Annotated in this window: 14 protein-coding genes and 1 pseudogene; 6 read left to right on the forward strand and 9 right to left on the reverse strand. The window is 71.2% G+C overall.

Annotated features, from left to right (window positions below):
• Nucleotides 1–72: 72 nt before the first annotated feature.
• The 4 genes from OV079_RS43920 to OV079_RS56715 form a co-directional block, all read right to left on the reverse strand.
• Nucleotides 73–918, reverse strand: coding sequence for a cyanophycinase (locus OV079_RS43920; protein ID WP_267775776.1), 846 nt, complete (start codon nt 916–918; stop codon nt 73–75).
• Nucleotides 915–2,135, reverse strand: coding sequence for a beta-aspartyl-peptidase (iadA, locus tag OV079_RS43925; protein WP_267775777.1), 1,221 nt, complete (start codon nt 2,133–2,135; stop codon nt 915–917). Before iadA ends, OV079_RS43920 begins: the two co-directional genes overlap by 4 nt.
• A 382-nt stretch (nt 2,136–2,517) precedes the next feature.
• On the reverse strand, nt 2,518–3,312 hold the full coding sequence (locus tag OV079_RS43930; protein WP_267775778.1) for a hypothetical protein: 795 nt from the start codon (nt 3,310–3,312) through the stop codon (nt 2,518–2,520).
• Between the two features lie 15 nt (nt 3,313–3,327).
• Nucleotides 3,328–4,938 carry a sensor histidine kinase gene (locus tag OV079_RS56715; protein WP_267775779.1) on the reverse strand — a complete coding sequence of 537 codons (1,611 nt, stop codon included), beginning with the start codon at nt 4,936–4,938 and terminating at the stop codon, nt 3,328–3,330.
• Between the two features lie 168 nt (nt 4,939–5,106).
• On the opposite strand from OV079_RS56715, the gene OV079_RS43940 reads away from it, so the two are divergent.
• Both OV079_RS43940 and tuf read left to right on the forward strand, forming a co-directional pair.
• Nucleotides 5,107–6,228, forward strand: coding sequence for a hypothetical protein (locus OV079_RS43940; RefSeq protein ID WP_267775780.1), 1,122 nt, complete (start codon nt 5,107–5,109; stop codon nt 6,226–6,228).
• 395 nt (nt 6,229–6,623) lie between these two features.
• Nucleotides 6,624–7,772 (forward strand): elongation factor Tu, encoded by a 1,149-nt coding sequence (tuf, locus tag OV079_RS43945; protein ID WP_267775781.1) that lies wholly within the window; start codon nt 6,624–6,626, stop codon nt 7,770–7,772.
• Between the two features lie 55 nt (nt 7,773–7,827).
• Here the strand turns inward: tuf and OV079_RS43950 are convergent, their stop codons facing one another.
• From OV079_RS43950 to rtcR, 4 genes and pseudogenes are all read right to left on the reverse strand, one after another.
• Nucleotides 7,828–8,382, reverse strand: a complete 555-nt coding sequence (locus OV079_RS43950) for a hypothetical protein (protein WP_267775782.1) — start codon at nt 8,380–8,382, stop codon at nt 7,828–7,830.
• 102 nt (nt 8,383–8,484) lie between these two features.
• On the reverse strand, nt 8,485–9,357 hold the full coding sequence (locus OV079_RS43955) for a hypothetical protein (RefSeq protein WP_267775783.1): 873 nt from the start codon (nt 9,355–9,357) through the stop codon (nt 8,485–8,487).
• Nucleotides 9,358–9,438: 81 nt separating this feature from the next.
• Nucleotides 9,439–10,296: an SDR family oxidoreductase gene (locus OV079_RS43960; RefSeq protein ID WP_267775785.1), complete on the reverse strand. Its 858-nt coding sequence runs from the start codon at nt 10,294–10,296 to the stop codon at nt 9,439–9,441.
• A 246-nt stretch (nt 10,297–10,542) separates the two neighbouring features.
• Nucleotides 10,543–12,143, reverse strand: a pseudogene (gene rtcR / locus OV079_RS43965) (RNA repair transcriptional activator RtcR).
• A 156-nt stretch (nt 12,144–12,299) separates the two neighbouring features.
• Between rtcR and OV079_RS43970 the strand changes: the two are divergent.
• The 4 genes from OV079_RS43970 to OV079_RS43985 all read left to right on the forward strand — a co-directional run bounded on the left by OV079_RS43970 (nt 12,300) and on the right by OV079_RS43985 (nt 16,202).
• Nucleotides 12,300–13,535: an RtcB family protein gene (locus OV079_RS43970; RefSeq protein ID WP_267775786.1), complete on the forward strand. Its 1,236-nt coding sequence runs from the start codon at nt 12,300–12,302 to the stop codon at nt 13,533–13,535.
• A 1-nt stretch (nt 13,536) separates the two neighbouring features.
• Nucleotides 13,537–14,574 (forward strand): RNA 3'-terminal phosphate cyclase, encoded by a 1,038-nt coding sequence (gene rtcA, locus OV079_RS43975; RefSeq protein ID WP_276602944.1) that lies wholly within the window; start codon nt 13,537–13,539, stop codon nt 14,572–14,574.
• Between the two features lie 311 nt (nt 14,575–14,885).
• Nucleotides 14,886–15,572, forward strand: a complete 687-nt coding sequence (locus OV079_RS43980) for a TetR/AcrR family transcriptional regulator (RefSeq protein WP_267775788.1) — start codon at nt 14,886–14,888, stop codon at nt 15,570–15,572.
• A gap of 33 nt (nt 15,573–15,605) precedes the next feature.
• Nucleotides 15,606–16,202, forward strand: a complete 597-nt coding sequence (locus OV079_RS43985; RefSeq protein WP_267775789.1) for a GTP-binding protein — start codon at nt 15,606–15,608, stop codon at nt 16,200–16,202.
• A gap of 46 nt (nt 16,203–16,248) precedes the next feature.
• Here OV079_RS43985 and OV079_RS43990 read toward each other — a convergent pair whose 3' ends face one another.
• Entirely contained in the window at nt 16,249–17,460 is a 1,212-nt protein-coding gene (locus tag OV079_RS43990; RefSeq protein WP_267775790.1) for a hypothetical protein, read from the reverse strand.

The following is a 17,460-nucleotide window of genomic DNA, read 5'->3' on the forward strand; positions in this document are numbered from 1 at the left end:
TCCCTTGGGGCAGGTTGTCGGAGGCCGCCGTGAGGCGGGGAGGCTAAGCGCCGCGAGGCGGAGGTTGGTCGGTCAGTCGTCGTCGTCGGGCGGCGGCAGCGGCAGGACGGCCTCGCGGGTGACGAAGTTGTAGCGCGCGCCCTTGGTGAGGATATGCAGCTTGATGCCGGTCAAACAGATGGGCTGGCCGGGTTTCGCGAAGGCCATCGACGAATGCTCGAGGTTGGCGACGTCCACGAGGGTGATGGCGCCGGCGCCGTCGACGTGCATGACGTCGTCCGGGCCGAGGAAGGCGGCGGTGTCTTCGTCGAGGCCGATGCCGACGGCGAAGGGGTTGAAGGCGAGGACCGACAGCAGTCTGCCCAGCCGGTCGCGCTGGCGGAAGTGCTGGTCGATGACGACGCGGTTGGTCAGGCCGAAGCCCGGCGCCAGCGATGCGAGCCCAGCCTTGGGGGTCGCGCCCCCCTGGCCGAAGGCGATCATGTGCTCCGAGAGAATCGCGGCGCCAGCGGACGTGCCGCCGACGGTGACGCCGCGGGCGTTGAGCTTGCGGATCGACTTGGCGACGGGGGTGCCGCCGAGGATCGTGCTGAGCTGGAGCTGGTTGCCGCCCGTGAAGAAGACGCCGGTGGCGTGCTCGAGGATACCGAGCCAGTCCTCGCGCTCGGCGTCGGCGCGGGTCTCGAACGGCAAGGCGCGAGCGCTGTGGGCGCCCAGCTGGCGGAAGATCTTCTCGTAGCGCGCGCCCGTGTCGGGCAGGCGAGAGGCGGTGGGAATGACGGCGATCCGGGCGCCCGCGCCGCCGCTGACCTCGACGAAGCGGCGGAGGATGACCGGGTCCTGCTCCTTCTCTTCAGCGCCGCCGACGGGGACGATCCACCCGCGGCTGTGGTGCTCTTCGATGCGTGCTGGGCTCACGAGGCAGACCTCTCGAAGGGCCCGCATACCACTGTTTGGCCGCCCTGGATCAGCCAACGTCCGCGGGCGATCACGCCGGCGATGTGACCGTGGTCGTCGAGGGCGACGAGGTCCGCGTCGGCCCCCGCGGCGAGCCTGCCCTTGTGCCCGAGGCGCAGGAGGTCGGCGACGTTGGTGGTGAAGATCGGCAGGACCGTGGCCAGCTCCTGCCCACGCGCCAGCAGCTCGGTCAGGGTGTCGCTGAGGGTGGTCGGCCGCCCGACGTCCATGGCGCAGATGTGCCCGTGAGCGTCGAACACCGGCATGCAGCCGGCCCCGTCGGAAGAACATGTGAGCCGGCTTACCGGCAGGCCCTGCGCGATCCAGCGGTCGATCGCGTCGGCGGCGTAGAGGCTGTCCCCGGGGTCATCTTCGGGCGGGAAGGCGGTGACGTCGACGCTGCAGCCGCGCGCCACCAGCTCGCCGGCCTCGACGAACAGCCGGCGGTTGCGGTTGACGTGGGTCGGGTGGAACACCCGCGGCGGCAGCTCGCTCACGTCGAGGGCCCGACGCACGAGGTCGAGGCCGCGCAGGCCGTCGCCCATGTGCAGGTGCACGATGCCGGCCTTGCCCGCCATCATGCCGCCGACGTGGACATCGGCGGCCACGCGCAGCAGCTCGTCGAGGGTCGGCTGCGAGGAGCGGTGGTCGGACAGGGCGAGCTCGCCGACGCCGATGATCGGGTCGACGAACACGAGGTCGCGGCGCACGCTGCCGGTCAGGGTCGGCACCGGGAGCTCGTAGCTGCCGGTGTAGCACCAGGCCGACAGACCCTCGTCGCGCAGGCCGAGCGTGCGCGCCACGAGGTCGGCGACGGTGCGGGTGGTGCCGTCGGTGCCGAGGACGCCGACGACGGTGGTGATGCCGGCGCGCGCGAGCTGGCTGAGGGTGACCGGGGGGACGCGGGTGCTCGGGCCGGCCTCGCCGCCGCCGCCGATGAGGTGGACGTGGGCGTCGAGCAGGCCGGGGATCAGGCGGTGGCCGCGGAGGTCGTGGACGCGGCACAGCTCGGGCGGGAGGGCCGGGAGCTCGGGGGCGATCGCGGCGATCTTGCCGGCGGCGAGCAGGACGTCGCACACGCCGAGCGGCGCCGGGGCGAACACCTCGGCGCCGCGCAGCAGCTGCAGCAACGGGCTGGCGGAAGGGACATGTCCGGAAGCGCCAGGAGGGCCAGCCATCGGCCCGCGAGTCTAGCCGAGCTCGCCAGGGCCGGGAAGCGGCCGCGGCGGCGGGGGCGGTCCGTCAGCCGAAGGGGGGACGCCTCCGCAGGCGAGCCCGAGGAGAGGAGGAGGCGCGGCGTGCCTCCGCAGCGGGTCGCAGAGACCGGGCCGCAGAGACCGGGCCGCAGAGACCGGGCCGCAGGGGGCCGAGGGCGCGGTCTGAAGAGCAGCGGGTCGCGGGGGGCCGAGGGCGCGGTGCGGAGAGCAGCGTGTCCGCAGGGACATGTCCGTGGCGACATGCCCATGGCGACATGTCCGTGGCGACATGCCCGTGGCGACATGTCCTGGCGGACATGCCCGAACCGACATGCCCGAAGGGGCGTATCCGGAGCGGCCGGGCCTACGGGCCCACGACCGGGGCGGGGACGACGGGGCCGAACTCGGTCTTGTCGGCCGAGGCCACGTCGTCGCAGGCGTCGCCGCCGAGGTCGGCGGTGTAGACCGTCGAGGGGGCGCCCTGCAGGTACATGGTGCCGCAGCCGCCGTTGCCGTAGGCCTTGTCGGGGTCGCAGCGGACGCAGCGCCAGCCGCTGCTGGTGCCGCTGCCGCGGTTGCACACGAACGCGTCGTCGCAGAAGTACGAGCGGCAGTGCTGGTCGAGCACGTCGAAGCCGCGCACCGCGCTGTTGCCGGCGACCGCGGCGACGCCCTTCGGCGCGCACACGCGGGCCTCGGTCTGCTCCGGGTTGTCGGCGTCGCCGCTCAGGGTCTCGTAGGTGCGGAGCTCGAGGCCCTCGTTGCAGGTGCTGCCGTTGGGCGGGCAGCCGGCGCTGCCGTACAGCTCCTGGGCGCACGAGTAGGCGCCGCCCTCGTCGAGCGCGTCGTTGTAGGCCTTGGCCACCGGGACGCTGTCGTCGTTGGCGTAGGGCGCCGGGTTGCAGCTCACGTCCTCCTTGTCGAGGACGCTGCAGACCTTGTTGTCCTGGCTCTGGGTGAAGCCGCCGCCGCCGCCGCCGGCCGCCGCGCAGCGCGACTGCGTGCGCTTGTCGGCCAGCGCGTCCTGGAGCGGGACGTCGCAGTCGTCCGGGTTGTCGCAGCGGAACACGCCGTCGCCGTCGGGGTTCATGATGAAGTTGCAGCCGAGCGAGGCGACCACGGCGAACAGGGCGGAGGCGACGAGCGAGCGGATGGGCATGAGCGGTGTGCGGCCTTAGACGGGTACGCCCGCCGAGGATACGGAGGGGGGCGGAGGAGCGCAAGCCGGGATCTGGACCTCGAAGGCGGTGCCCCCGGGCCCGGTCGAAGCCACGCGGACGCTGCCTTCGTGGTCCTGGACCAACTGCTGGACGATCGACAGCCCGAGCCCGGTGCCCTGCGGCTTGGCCGTGAAGAAGGCCTCGAACACCTTGTCGACGTCTTCGACCGGCAGGCCGGGGCCGTTGTCCTCGACGCTGACGCGCACCACGCCCGCGCCCTGGCGCAGGCGCACGGCGATCTTCGGGGTCCGCGCGAGGTCCGAGGAGAGATCGCCGAGGTCGCTCACGTCGTCGGCGGCCCCGCCGCGGCTGCCGACCAGCGCCTCCCGGGCGTTGCGCAGCAGGTTCATGAACAGCTGCCGCAGCTGGCCCGCGTCGCCCAGCACCCACGCGGGCCCGGGCGCGTCGACCTCGACCTCGACGCCGGCGCTGCCGAGCTCCTCGGCCATGAAGTCGACCAAGCTGTGGAGCTCGGCCGCGAGGTCGGTCGGCACGCGCTCCGGCGGCTTGCGCCGGGCCAGCCCCAGGTAGTCCTCCGTGATCGCGGTGAGGCGATCGATCTCCGCGGTGATCTTGCGCAGGAGTTGTTGCGCCTCGGGGCTGGCCGAGGCGATCTCGTCGTCGAGCAGCTCGACGTTGAGGGCCACGCTCGACAGCGGGTTGCGGATCTCGTGCGTCACCTGGGCCGCGAGCTGGCCCACGGCCGCGAGGCGCTCGCCGCGGATCAGCCGGCGCTCGCGCTCCTGCAGCGCCTCCGCCATGTGGTTGAACTCGAGCGCGAGGCGGCCGACCTCGTCGCCGCGCAGGGCCCCGGGGGCGGCCACCCGCTGGGCCCAGTCGCCCTCGCCGAGCTGGCGCACGCTGGCGGCCAGGCGCCGCAGCGGCCGCAGCGTCCAGATCACGCCGAGCGCGGCCAAGAGGGCCATGACGGCGGTGGCGGCGGCCAGCAGGGCGATGGTCCGCTCGGTTTCGCGCTCGCGCTCGCTGACCTGGATCTGCAGGTCGATGATCGCGCGCGAGACCTGGTCGTCGAGGCGGCGGAACAGCTCGTTGATCTCGTTCTCGCTGCGCACGTCGGCCAGCGCCTCGGCCGGCTTCAGGTTGGCGGCGGCGGCGGCCAGGTCCTCGAGGCGGCTCAGGACCTCGCGGAACTCGCGGAGCGTGCGGACGGCCTCCTCGCCGCCGAGCCGATCGGGGTGGGCGATCGCGCTGTCGAGCACCGAGCGGGCCTGCTGGACCTGCTCGGCGCGCGTCTCGAAGGCCTCGGCGAGGACCCCTTCGAGGCCGGGGCTCAGGCGCTGGACCTCGCTGCCGCGGCGCTCGCGAGCGTGCGTGGTGATGCGGACCGACTGGCGATAGGCGGTGGTGAGGTCCTGGTTGAACTTGACGTAGATGATGGTGAGGAGGTCGAAGCTGACCTTGAGGGCGCGCAGCTCGCGGATGATGAGCAGCGAGGTGACGCCGCTGGTGATGACCACGAGGACCACGAGCGCGGTGATCCGCGCGGCGAGGCTGTGGCGCAGGCGCAGAGGCGGAGCAGGCGGTGGGGGGAGCCCGGGCGGCACGCGCGGCGATGATGCCGCGTCGGCGCGGCCGGCAAAACCGGCAAGGCGTCGGTAAGGCCCGGGTCGGTGAGAAAAACCGTGCGCGCGGTCCGGCGGCCGCGGCCGTCCGCCGCCTGATGACGCGGGCCTCTTCCCTGGCGGCGCATCCCGTGCGACGTTTGGGCCCCGATGTCGCCCCGCCCGCGCCGACTGTCCCCGCCTGCGACCGCCCTGTCGCTGGCGCTCGCCCTGTCGCTCAGCCTGCCCACGACCGCGGCCGCCGCGCCCGTGGCGGGCAAGGGCTCGGTCCTCACGCTCGAGGGCGACGATCCCGCCAAGGCGGTGGCGCTGACGAAGGCGCTGCAGTCGGAGTTCGCGGCGCGCGGGGTCGGCGGCGGGCGCGACATGTCGCTGTCGGAGCTGAAGCTGACGATGGGCTGCGACGAGCCGCCGTCGCCGAAGTGCCTGGCCGAGGGCGGGCGCACGCTCGGCGTCGACAACATGGTCTACGGGTCGCTGGCGAAGAGCGGCGGCGGGTACGTGGTGCAGCTCAACCTGCTCGAGGTCGGCGGGGCGAGCGTGAAGGAGTCGGTGACCGCGGAGTACCCGGCGTCGGCGCTCGAGGCGGGGCAGGTGCAGGCGACCGCGAAGGACCTGGTCGGCCGCGTGCTCGGGGCCGAGAAGACCGCGGAGCCGGTGCCGGCAGAGACCGAGCCGGAGCCCGAGCCGCAGCCGGAGGCGGGCAAGTCGAAGCTGGTGTGGGGCCGCTACAAGGACCAGCCGAAGTGGAAGAAGGCCGGCCTGGCGGCCTCGGCGACGGTCGCGGTGCTGGCGTTCGGCGCGGGCATCGGCCTGTTCATGGCGTGGCGCAAGCCGAACGGGCCGGTCTTCAAGAAGATGCTGCAGCTCGCCGAGGACTCGTACGACACCAAGACCACCGACGACGACGTGCGCTACGGCGAGGGCGAAGACATCTGTCGCAACGCCCGCGCGCCGCTCGGCGACGGCGTGACCAACGCCGCGGTCGCCAACCAGTGCACCCGCGGCGAGAACATGGCCAAGGCGACCACCGGCATGCTCGTGCTCGGCGGCGTCGCCCTGGCCTCGACGATCGCCTTCACCACGCTGATGTTCGTCCACCGCGAGTCGCCCGGGATGGCCAAGATGCGCAAGCACGGCGTCAACTTCGGCGCCGCGCCGACGTTCGGCGGCGGGGTGATGTTCGGCGGCGGCATGCGCTTCGAGATCCAGCCGGCGCGCCGGTGTCGACAATCGCGCCGCGCGGCCGCGTGGCGCGGTCGTCCGATTTGAGAATGATGATAGTTGACGAGGCGGCGGGGTCGTGTTATTCCCTGCCCGTCATGCTTCGCGCCACCAACATGCTCCAGTCGCAGCTCGCGCTCTCGCAGCCGCAGCTCCTGGATTTGTTGTGCGCCTGAGGCGGCGGCTCCGGGCGAGCTGCAGGACGCGCTTGACCGGGTGGTAGACCCGGTCTGCGAGGCTTTCGGCGCCTGAGCGCCGAGGTCCGGCTCAGGCCGCGATCGCGCTGGCGATCGGCGGTGCTGCGCCGGGACCTCGCATTGTCGCCATTGCTGCGTATGTCCGAAGGGACATGCGAAGCATTGGCCTGACGAGACCATCGGGTGCGACCCCCGAGGATCTCATTGCGTAGTGCCTGGGAGACCAGGAGAAGATGTGAGTATGTCATGAGCATCAAGCCCCACCTGAATTGCGGGACGATCGGCCACGTCGATCACGGCAAGACCACCCTCACCGCGGCGCTGACCCGCGTCTGCGCCGCGCACTTCGGCTCGAAGGCGCGCGCCTTCGAGGACATCGACAACGCCCCCGAGGAGCGGGAGCGCGGGATCACGATCAACGCCGCACACGTCGAGTACGAGACGGAGGGCCGCCACTACGCGCACATCGACTGCCCCGGGCACGCCGACTACGTCAAGAACATGATCACGGGGGCCTCGCAGATGGACGCGGCGATCCTGCTGGTGGACGCCAGCCAGGGGCCGCAGCCGCAGACCCGCGAGCACATCCTCCTGGCCCGCCAGGTGGGGGTGAAGCAGATGGTCGTGTTCCTCAACAAGGTCGACGTCGCCGACCCCGAGATGCTCGAGCTGGTCGAGCTCGAGGTCACCGAGATGCTCGAGCGCCAGGGGTACCACGGCATCCCGATCGTGCGCGGGTCGGCCCTGCAGGCGCTGCGGGGCGAGGACGAGCGGTCGATCCTCGCGCTGCTCGCCGAGCTCGACCGCATGACCCTGCCCGAGCGCGACGTCGCGGGGCCGTTCCTCATGCCGATCGAAGGGGTCTGCACGATCGCCGGTCGCGGCACGGTGGTGACCGGCCGCGTCGAGCGCGGGACGCTGACCACCGGGGCGACGATCCAGGTGGTCGGCCGCGTCGACGGGCGCCCGCTCGAGGCGGTGGTCACGGGGATCCAGATGTTCCACAAGAACATCCCGGAGGCCCGCGCGGGGCTCAACGTCGGCATGCTGCTGCGCGGGGTGGACCGCGACCAGGTCGAGCGCGGGCAAGTGGTGATCGCGCCCGACTCGATGCGGCCCCACTCGGCAGGGACGGCGGAGATCTTCACGCTCACCGAGAAGGAGGGCGGCCGCCACACGGGCTTCGGCACCGGCTACGCGCCGCAGTTCTTCTTCGGCGCGTGCGACTCGACGGCGATCCTCGACGTCGGCGAGCTCGGCTCGGTGACCCCGGGCGACCGCGCGACGGTGCGCTTCAAGCTCGGCAAGCCGGTGGCGTTCGAGCCGGGCATGAAGTTCGCCATCCGCGAGGGCGGCAAGACGGTCGGCGCAGGCGTGGTCCTGGCTGCCGAGTGAGTCGCTCCTGAAAAAATGAGCGCCGGCCGGTTCGTCGAACCGGTCGGCGCTCTTGCTAACAAACGAGGAGGCGTCCAGGATCGAGGGTGTCCTCGGCCTCGCCGTCACCCTCGTCCTCGGGCTGCGGCTCGTCCTCGCCGTCGCCCTCGTCCTCGGGGGCCTCGTCCTCGCCGTCGCCCTCGTCCTCGGGGGCCTCGTCCTCGCCGTCGCCCTCGTCCTCGGGGGACTCGTCCTCGCCGTCGCCCTCGTCCTCGGGGGCCTCGTCCTCGCCGTCGCCCTCGTCCTCGGGGGACTCGTCCTCGTCCTCGGCGTCGTCGTCGTCGTCGTCCGGGGTGCCGTCGTTGTCGTCGTCCTCGTCTTCTTCGTCGTCGATGCCGTCGTCGTCGACGTCGTCCTTGTCGTCGTCGTCGTCCTTGTCATCGATGCCGTCGTCGTCGTCGTCGTCGTCCTGGTCGTCGTCGACGCCGTCGTTGTCGTCGTCCTTGTCTTCGGGATCTTCGACGCCGTCGCCGTCGCGATCGAACACGGAGCCGTTCAGATCGATGTCACAGCCGGCGGTGCCGAGCGAGAGGGCGGTGAGCAGAACGAGGGGCAGGGAGCGAATCAACATAAAGCGTGCGTCCTTCGTTGCTCGAGTCCCCGGTCCGGCGTCGCTGTTACAGGCGACGCGAAGAAAGTTCGACGGGTCCTCGCGGCAGGTCGAGGTCGCACGTCAGTAGCCGCGGTAGGTCGGCGGCGGCGGCGCGTAGCGGTTGGGGAACGGGTCGGCGGTGTCGCGGCGCAGCAGGTCGTCGTGGCCGGCCTCGCGGAAGAAGGCGACGCCGATGACGCCGATGTTGCGCGGCTTGCCCATCTGCGCGGCGTAGCCGCTGTCGGTGTCGCTGAAGCGGAAGGCGGCGACGGTGTCGTCGGAGGTCCGCCAGCCCTCGATGGCGAAGCTGGTGTACGGGGCGACGACGTAGCCGCGCTTGTGGAAGTCCGCCTCTCCGCCGTCGAGGACGTCGAGGCCGTCGACCGAGGCGACGACCTCGACGCGCTGGGCAGTGTGATTCTCGACGCCGATGGTGTAGCGCGCGCCGATCTCTCCGACCGCGTAGACATCACCGCCGACCTGCGCAGCCGACAGCGGCGCGCCGTACTCGTCGCGCAGGGTGACGCTCACGGCGTCGCTCTGCTGGATCGCCGGGAACAGGTGGGGCGAGCCCGTCTTGTGCTGGGCGATCTGCTGCACCCCCGCGGCGTCGTTGTAGCGCAGGCTGAGCACCAGATCGGGGTTGTAGGCGTCGGCGCGCTCGAACCGGGTGCCACGCACCGAGCTGGAGCGCTGCTCGCCGTAGGCAGTGCCGAGGCCGCGAGATCGCTCGCGCTCGGCGAGCTTGCCGCTCACGCTCGCCTCACCGCCGCCCGGGGCCATCGGCGCGGCCTCGTCGGCGGTGGCGGAGAGCTGAGATTGGGGCGTGCTCGCGGGGGTGTAGCCGGCCGACTCGGGGGCGTTCAGGTGGGCCACGCCGGGGTGTTTGCTGCAAGCGGCGAGGGCGGCGACGGAGGCGAGGAGGAGCGAGGCGACGACGGTGGAGCGGGGCATGGCGTTCGTCCGGTTGCGCGACCCGAACGCGGCCGGTCGGTGGCGCTTACACCGACGAACAGGGGCGGGTTTGCGCGCGGCTCACGGGCGCCACAGCTGGAGATGGTCGGCGACGTAGTCGGTGAGGGTCCGCGGGCGCCGGCCGAGGAGAGCGCCGAGGGTGGGGTCGATCGTCGCGGCGTGACCCCGACGCAGGCCGAGGTGGAGCAGCGTCTGGACGATGACCTGTCCCAAAGGCAAGCCGCGTGAGGACAGCCGCCGGGCGTAGCCGAACGCGCTCGCCGGGGTGTAGCGGATCGGTCGCCCGAGCGCGCGGGTGAGCAGCTCGGCGACCTCGGTGAAGTCGAGCGCCTCGCCGCCGGTGAGCGTGTGACCGCGGCCGCGGTGCTCGGACGGCTCGACGAGGATGTCGGCGGCGAGCTGGCCGAGGTCGCGCGTGTCGACCCAGGCCACGCGACCCCGACCGGCGGGCACGTAGAGTTCGTCGCGTTCGCGCAGGTCGGCTCGGTAGGCGGTGCCGAGGTTCTGGGCGAAGAAGCCCGGCCGCAAGATGGTCCAAGGGACATGTCCGCGGGCGAGGTGCCGCTCGACGGCGTGGTGCGGGACGATGCGGTTGTGCTCGGCGCCGATGACCGAGAGGAAGACGACGTGCGGTACGGCGGCGGCAGCAGCGGCGTCGACGAGGGCGCAGAGGGTCGGGCGCACGTCGGCGATCGCCGGCGGCCGGACGAGGAACAGGCCTCCGGCGCCGGCGACCGCGGACGCGAAGGTGTCGGGCCGGCGGAAGTCGAGGACGACCGGGGTGACTCCCTGACGAGGTGCGAGGAGCGAGGGATCGCGGACGCCGATGCTGCAGGCCACGCCGCGGGCGAGCAGTCGCTCGACGACGGCGCTGCCGACGTTGCCGGTCGCGCCGGTGACGAGGATCGGGCCGGGCATGCGGGGAGGATATCAACCCGGCCGGCCAGGCGTCTCCATAGTGGAGGTCGGCCCGCTCGAGGTCGAAGCGCCGCGGGTGTCTTTGCGAGCGGGCGTTGCTCGCGGCTACGCAACGTCAGGGTGGAGGTCTCGAGGTCGAAGCGCCGCGGGTGTCTTCTCGTCCGGTCGCTCGCGGCTACGCGTCTCAGGATGTCCACTCGAGGTCGAAGCGCCGCAGGTATTCTCTCGGGGGGTCGTCGCTCGCGGCTACGCGTCTTCAGGGTGAATGTCGGCCCACTCGAGGTCGAAGCGCTGCAGGTATTTTCTCAGGCGGTCGGCGTCGTTGCTCGAGCGCTTGCGCAGGCGCGAGGCGGCGAACAGAGTGCGGCCGGCGTCGGACAGGTTGCGGGCGGCCGCGCACACGCGTACGACCTCGGCCAGCTGGACGCGGTCGAAGGGGTCGACCTCGGCGAGGCGTTCGCGGCCGAGCAGGCGCGTGAGCAGGTCGTCGCCGGTGTTGACCGGCGTGCTCGACCACGCGGCGCGCAGGCGGGCGATCTCCGCCTCGACCTCGCGCACGGCGATCCGGCCGCCGGGCGCGAGCGTGGCCATGCGCTCGATGGCGGCGGCGAGGTCGCGGAAGTTGCCCGACCACACCGCGTCGGCGGTGGTGGCGAACTTAAGAAGGCGGTCCGCGCCTGGCCGTAGAAGCTGGCCTTTCGGCCATGTCGCTGCGACCAGCGCTCGAGCTCGTAGTCGAGGTTGGGCTCGATGTCCTCGCGACGCTCGCGCAGGCCGGGCAGGCGGAACGACCACAGGTCGATGCGGGCCAGCAGGTCCTCGCGGAAGCGGCCGGCGACGACGTCGGCCCGCAGGTCGCGGTTGGTGCCGGCGACCAGCTGGAACTCGCTGCGGACCTCGCGGTCGCTGCCGACCGGGAGGAACACGCGATCCTCGATCGCGCGCAGCAGCATGGCCTGCTCGTCGAGGCCGAGCTCGCCGATCTCGTCGAGGAAGAGGAGCCCGCCGTCGGCCATCTTCAGCACGCCGGCGCGGTCGCGGACGGCGCCGGTGAAGGCGCCGCGGACGTGGCCGAACAGCGCCGACATGGCCGCGTCGCCGCGCAAGGTGGCGCAGTTGAGCTCGACGAAGGTGCCGCGGATCTGGTGGCGGTGCTGCTTGAGCTCGAAGATCTTGCGGGCCAGGCGGGTCTTGCCGGCGCCGGTCGGGCCCGTCAGCAGGATCGGCGCGCGCGTTACTCCGGCGACTTGCTCGATCTGGGCGATGAGCTCGTTGAAGGCCGCGTTGCGGGTGGCGATCCCGGCCTTCAGGAAGGACTCGCCGGCGCGGGCGTCCTCGGCGAAGCGCTCGGCGATCGGGGCGTAGCGAGCGAGGTCGAGGTCGATGATCGCGTGGCCGCCCGGGTCGCCCTGGTCGCGGCGCGCCGGGGGGATGGTCTGCAGCAAGCGGCCGGGCAGGTAGCGCGACTCGGTCAGCAGGAACAGGCAGATCTGCTGCACGTGCGTACCGGTGGTGATGTGCACCAGGTAGTCCTCGTCGTCCGGGCGGAACGGGTAGGCCCGCACGAAGTCGAGGAGGCCGGCGTAAACCTCCTCGAAGGCCCAGGGATCGGCGAAATCGAGGGTGTGCAGGCGGACCCGGGTCTCCGGCGAGACCTGGGCGATGTCGGCGGTGACGGCCTCGGCCAGCTCGGTGTGGGCGTTGCCGTGGATGAGCTCGAGCCGGTCGACGATGAGGTCGTCGTGCCGGCAGAGGTCGACGGTGGGCCGCCAGCGGTCCCAGCGGTTGCGGCCGCCGATGTCCATCTGGGAGCCGAGGATCCCCAGGACGACGGTGGGCCTCCGCATATGGCGCCCAATCTATCAGAGATTATAGATTCGGATAGAAAATTGTGCTGGCCAAGGCTCGGTGGCCTTCGGTAAGATCTTGAAAATATCTCGTTAATCCCTGAGTCACGGCCGCCAGGCACGTTCTCTGCGATACCGGGCTTCAGGAGAACGCCGATGTCCAACCGTGACGCGCAAAACTACGAGGTCCATCAACCCAAGGGCGGGGTCCCGATCAAGCGCTGGACTCGCGGGGTGCAGGTCGAAGAGGACGCGATCGCGCAGCTCGAGCGGATCGCGCAGATGCCGTTCATCCACCGCTGGGTGGCGGCGATGCCCGATGTCCACCTCGGCATCGGCGCGACGGTCGGCAGCGTGGTCCCGACCGTCGGCGCGGTGATCCCGGCGGCCGTGGGCGTCGACATCGGCTGCGGGATGATGGCGGTCGAGACGAGCCTCAAGGCGTCGGACCTGCCGGACAACTTGAGCGAGGTCCGTTCGGCGATCGAGAAGGCCGTGCCGCACGGCCGCACCACCAACCACGGCCGCGACAAGGGCGCGTGGCACTCGCCGCCGGCGCCGGTGGCGACGGTGTGGAAGCAGCTGGAGTCGCGCTTCGACGCGATCGTCGACAAGCACAAGGCGATCGAGAAGAGCAACACGGCGGTCCACCTGGGTACGCTCGGGACCGGCAACCACTTCATCGAGGTCTGCCTCGACGAGCGCGACCAGGTGTGGTTCATGCTGCACTCGGGCTCGCGCGGGGTCGGGAACCGCATCGGCTCGCACTTCATCGCCCTCGCCAAGGAGGAGATGAAGCGGTGGTTCGTGAACCTGCCCGATCAGAACCTGGCGTACCTGTCCGAAGGCACCAAGTACTTCGACGACTACGTCGAGGCGGTCGAGTGGGCCCAGGACTTCGCGCGGCACAACCGCGAGCTGATGATGCAGGCGACGATCAAGGCGGTCGCTGGCTGCAAGGGCATCCCGCCGTTCACCTTCGGGGCGACGGCGGTCAACTGCCACCACAACTATGTCGCGCGCGAGCACCACTACGGCAAGGACGTGCTCGTGACCCGCAAGGGGGCGGTGCGGGCCCGCACGGGCGACCTGGGGATCATCCCGGGCAGCATGGGGACCCGCTCGTACATCGTCCGCGGGAAGGGCAACGCCGAGAGCTTCCACTCGTGCAGCCACGGGGCGGGGCGGGCGATGTCGCGGACCGAGGCGCGCAAGCGGTTCACGGTGGCCGACCACCGCAAGGCGACCGCCGGCGTCGAGTGCCGCAAGGACGAGGACGTGATCGACGAGACGCCGATGGCGTACAAGGACATCGACGCGGTGATGGAGGCGCAGCGCGACCTGGTCGAGGTCGTCCACACCCTGCGCCAGGTCGTCTGCGTGAAGGGATAGGATGCAGGCGCCGAAGGACGCGATCGTGATCGACGGCTCGGAGGGCGAGGGCGGCGGCCAGATCCTCCGCACCTCGCTGGCCCTGTCGCTCATCACGGGGCGGCCCTTCCACCTGATCAAGCTGCGGGCGCGTCGGCACAAGCCGGGGCTGCTCCGCCAGCACCTCACGGCCGTGCGCGCGGCCACCAGCGTCGGCGCGGCCAAGGTCCAGGGCGACGCGCTCGGCTCGCAAGAGCTGGTCTTTCAGCCAGGTCCGGTCAAGCACGGCGAGTACGCGTTCTCGGTCGGCAGCGCCGGCAGCGTGACGCTGGTGCTGCAGACGGTGATCTGGCCGCTGCTGCACGCGCCGGGCACGTCGACGCTGAGCTTCGAGGGCGGGACGCACAACCCGATGGCGCCGCCGTTCGAGTTCATCGCCGAGGTGTTCCTGCCGCTGCTGCGCCGCATGGGCGCGCAGGTGCAGGCGAACCTCGAGCGCGTCGGCTTCTACCCGGCCGGAGGCGGCCGCTTCACCGCCAAGGTCACCGGCGGCGAGCCGCTGCAGCCGCTGGAGTGGCACGAGCGCGGCCAGGTCGTGCGCCGCCAGGCGCGGGCGATCTACGCCAACCTGCCGAAGTCGATCGCCGACCGCGAGCTGCGGGCGGTGCAGAACCTGCTCGGGTGGGAGCGCTCCGAGCTGCGCGCGATCGAGGTCGAGAGCGCCGGGCCCGGCAACGCGCTGCTGCTGTCCGTCGAGTTCGAACACGGCTGCGAGCTGTTCTCCGCGTTCGGCGAGAAGCGGATCTCCGCCGAGCAGGTCGCCGCGCGCGTGGTCAAGGAGCTCGGCGAACACCTCGGCTCCGACGCGCCCGTCGGCCCGCACCTCGCCGACCAACTGCTCATCCCGCTGGCCCTCGCCGGCGGCGGCAGCTTCCGCTCGCACGCGCTGACGCAGCACACGCTGACGAACATGGAGATCGTCGGGCGCTTCCTGCCGGTCAAGTTCGCGGTGACCGACGCGCCCGGCGACACGCGCCGCGTGACGGTCGGCGCCCGCTGAGCAGCGGTGTGCGGACAGAACTTCGTGCTCGGCAACGTCGAGCGCGAAGGATCGATGCGGCAGCGTCGCTTTGACATGTCCGATAGGACAGGGCGAAAAGAGCATGTCGAACAGGCCATGTCCGTTCAGACATGGCTCCGCCCAGCCCCGCGAGATCGGCCTTCGGCCACCTCGTGAGCGCGAGCGCAGGCCCTGCTGCGCGGCAATTTTCTTGACCGACCGGTCTGGTACCACTATCTTGACTGGGTGGTCCAGAATTCTACGCTCAAGAACGGCCCCGCCCGCGGGCCTACTACCAGCACTTACACGAGATGCCTCGCATCAAGGAGTTCGAACCCGAAGCGGCGCTCGATCGCGCGCTCGATCTGTTCTGGCGCCGCGGTTACGAAGGGACCTCGCTGCGAGACCTGCTCGATCACATGGATATCTCGCGGCAGAGCCTCTACGACACCTTCGGCGACAAGCGCTCGCTCTTTTTGAAGGTGCTGGCCCGCTACGAGGCGCTCGCGGTCGAGGGCATGCTCGACACGCTGACGCGGACCGGGTGGAGCCGGCCGATCGAGCGGCCGCTGACGGCGCTGGTGGCGATCCGCGGGTTCTTCGAGCTGTTCCTGGCCGAGGTCGTGCTCGACCGCGACCGCGGCTCGTGCTTGATGGCGAACACTGCGATCGAGGTCGGCCACACGGATCCGGAGATCCAGGGGGTCGTGCGGGCCTACTTCGGGCGCGTCGAGGAGGCCCTGCACGCCGCGCTGGCGCGCGCCCACGAGGCCGGCGAGCTGCGGGCCGGCAGCGAGCCGCGGGCGCTGGCCCGGCACCTCGTCAACACGCTCTACGGGCTCGGCGTCATGAGCCGCGCGGGGGCGGGCGCGCGGCGCTGCGGCAGATGGTGGACGTCGGCCTGTCCGTGCTGGTCGCTTGAGCGAAGGTTGCTAGTCGGTCGTGGTGTTCGGGTCGATATGGCCCGAGGGACATGTCGTCGTCGCGTTGAAAACTGAAGTTCGTCCGGGGAGGCCCGGAGGAGGGTGATCATGCCGTTTGTGAACTACGCGGCCAAGGAGATCAACCTGAAGCTCGTGTATTACGGGCCAGGTCTGTCGGGCAAGACCGAGAACGCGCGGTGGATCCACCACAGGACCGAGCCGTCGCGGTGCGGGCCGCTGCTGCAGCTCAACACCGACAGCGAGCGGACCCTGTTCTTCGACTTCATACCGCTGACGCTCGGGACGATCGGAGGGTTTCGCCTGCGCGTCCACCTGTACACGGTGCCGGGGCAGGTCCACTACGCGGCCACGCGCAAGCTGGTGATGCGCTCGGCCGACGGGGTGGTGTTCGTCGCCGACTCGCAGGCGGACCGCATGGACGCCAACTGCGAGAGCCTCGACAACCTGCACCACGACGTCGCCGAGAACCGGCTCGAGCTCGGCGACGCGTACGTCATGCAGTACAACAAGCGCGACACGCCGGCCGCGCTCCCGCTGGCGGAGCTGCGGTCGGCGCTCAACCCCGCGGGGTGGCCGGAGTTCGAGGCCGTGGCCATCCGTGGCGAGGGTGTGTTCGACACGCTGCGCGCGGTGACGCGGCGGGCGATCGAGCCGCTGCAGGCGCCGCGGGCCGCCGGGCAGTGACGGCAGCCCGCGTCGGGGTCTCGCGGCCCTTCATGGGCCGAGCGCTTCAGCCGGGGGTGAAGGCGTCGCAGGCCTGCTCGACTACGGTGATGCCGTTGGTGAAGAACGGCGCGTAGTCGGCGGCGCAGATGCTGCCGATCGCGCCGTGGGAGAACTTGCTGACGAACTCCTGCAGGCGCGGGGCCGGACCGCCGGCGAGGGTTTCCATGTCCGGGGTCATGCCGGGCGCGCAGCCGCCACCGGTCATGTTGCCGTCGCCGACCAGGCCGAGCACCACGACCGAATCGGCGCTGCCGCCCTTGGCCGCGACGAGCGCGTCGTACCACTCCTGCGGGCCGCCCGGCGAGCCGGTGCCGCCGTTCTCGTTGCTGTCGTCCTTGTCGGACACGAACACCACGACCAGGAGGGCGTCGCTGCGCAAGAAGCCCTCGTCACAGCCGCCGGCGCCGTTCATCGCCGCGCTGACCGCCTCGGTCGCGGCGAACATCGGCCGCTTGTCGGTCTGCGCCTCGTACTGGCCGACCGCGGCCGCGCAGCCGAAGGTGGCGTGGATGTCCGGCTGGCTGTCGAGCATGTAGCGGCGGCCGTCGGCGATCTCGCAGAACTTGCCCGCGTTGCTGTAGTCGCGACCGGCGCCGTACTGCGAGGCGCACTCGCTGATCTGCAGGCCCGCACAAGCGACGCCGTTGCAGGTCTCGGCGTTGCCGCCCTCGCAGGTGTTGGCGCAGCACACCGGGGCCGGGCCGCAGAAGCACTTGCCGCCGCCCAGGCACTGGCTGGTGTTGGACAGGCCCTTGCCGTCGTCGGCGCCGACGGCCATCACGTGCGTGTCCTGCATGCCGAGGGTCGACTTGATGCCGTCGTAGAAGGCCGGGAACGCGGCGATGAGACCCTCCTGCTCGGACTTCATGGTGAGGTCGCTGTCGATGACGAACAGCAGGTCGACCTTCTGGCAGCCCGTCGCGGCCAGCCCGGTGGTGCCGTCGACCCCGGTCGTCTCGGGCGGCGTCGAGGTGTCCGAGCTGCCGGCGCTCGCAGCCCCGGTGCCGCCACCCGAGTCGTCGGGATTGTCCGCCGAGGTGCCCGGCGGCGCGTCTTCGGTGTCGACGGCCCCGGTCGCCGGTGGCGTGGCCGTGACGGCGCTCGCCGTGGTGTCGGTGTCGGAGTCCACCCCTGGCGTATCCTTGTCGACGCAGGCGGTGAGGGCCGAGGCGCACATCAGCCACCCGCCAAGAACGGTCTTCGTAGTGCGAGTCAT

This window comes from Nannocystis pusilla, assembly GCF_026626665.1.
Classification (GTDB): domain Bacteria; phylum Myxococcota_A; class Polyangia; order Nannocystales; family Nannocystaceae; genus Nannocystis; species Nannocystis pusilla.

Excerpts from the sequence above, each read along its gene's own strand:
- OV079_RS43955 (WP_267775783.1), bottom strand. The coding sequence starts at position 9,357 with ATGCCCCGCTCCACCGTCGTCGCCTCGCTCCTCCTCGCCTCCGTCGCC.
- OV079_RS43940 (WP_267775780.1), top strand. The coding sequence starts at position 5,107 with ATGTCGCCCCGCCCGCGCCGACTGTCCCCGCCTGCGACCGCCCTGTCG.
- OV079_RS43990 (WP_267775790.1), bottom strand. The coding sequence starts at position 17,460 with ATGACTCGCACTACGAAGACCGTTCTTGGCGGGTGGCTGATGTGCGCC.
- OV079_RS43980 (WP_267775788.1), top strand. The coding sequence starts at position 14,886 with ATGCCTCGCATCAAGGAGTTCGAACCCGAAGCGGCGCTCGATCGCGCG.
- OV079_RS43950 (WP_267775782.1), bottom strand. The coding sequence starts at position 8,382 with ATGTTGATTCGCTCCCTGCCCCTCGTTCTGCTCACCGCCCTCTCGCTC.
- OV079_RS43960 (WP_267775785.1), bottom strand. The coding sequence starts at position 10,296 with ATGCCCGGCCCGATCCTCGTCACCGGCGCGACCGGCAACGTCGGCAGC.
- tuf (WP_267775781.1), top strand. The coding sequence starts at position 6,624 with ATGAGCATCAAGCCCCACCTGAATTGCGGGACGATCGGCCACGTCGAT.
- OV079_RS43930 (WP_267775778.1), bottom strand. The coding sequence starts at position 3,312 with ATGCCCATCCGCTCGCTCGTCGCCTCCGCCCTGTTCGCCGTGGTCGCC.
- OV079_RS43970 (WP_267775786.1), top strand. The coding sequence starts at position 12,300 with ATGTCCAACCGTGACGCGCAAAACTACGAGGTCCATCAACCCAAGGGC.
- iadA (WP_267775777.1), bottom strand. The coding sequence starts at position 2,135 with ATGGCTGGCCCTCCTGGCGCTTCCGGACATGTCCCTTCCGCCAGCCCG.
- rtcA (WP_276602944.1), top strand. The coding sequence starts at position 13,537 with ATGCAGGCGCCGAAGGACGCGATCGTGATCGACGGCTCGGAGGGCGAG.
- OV079_RS43985 (WP_267775789.1), top strand. The coding sequence starts at position 15,606 with ATGCCGTTTGTGAACTACGCGGCCAAGGAGATCAACCTGAAGCTCGTG.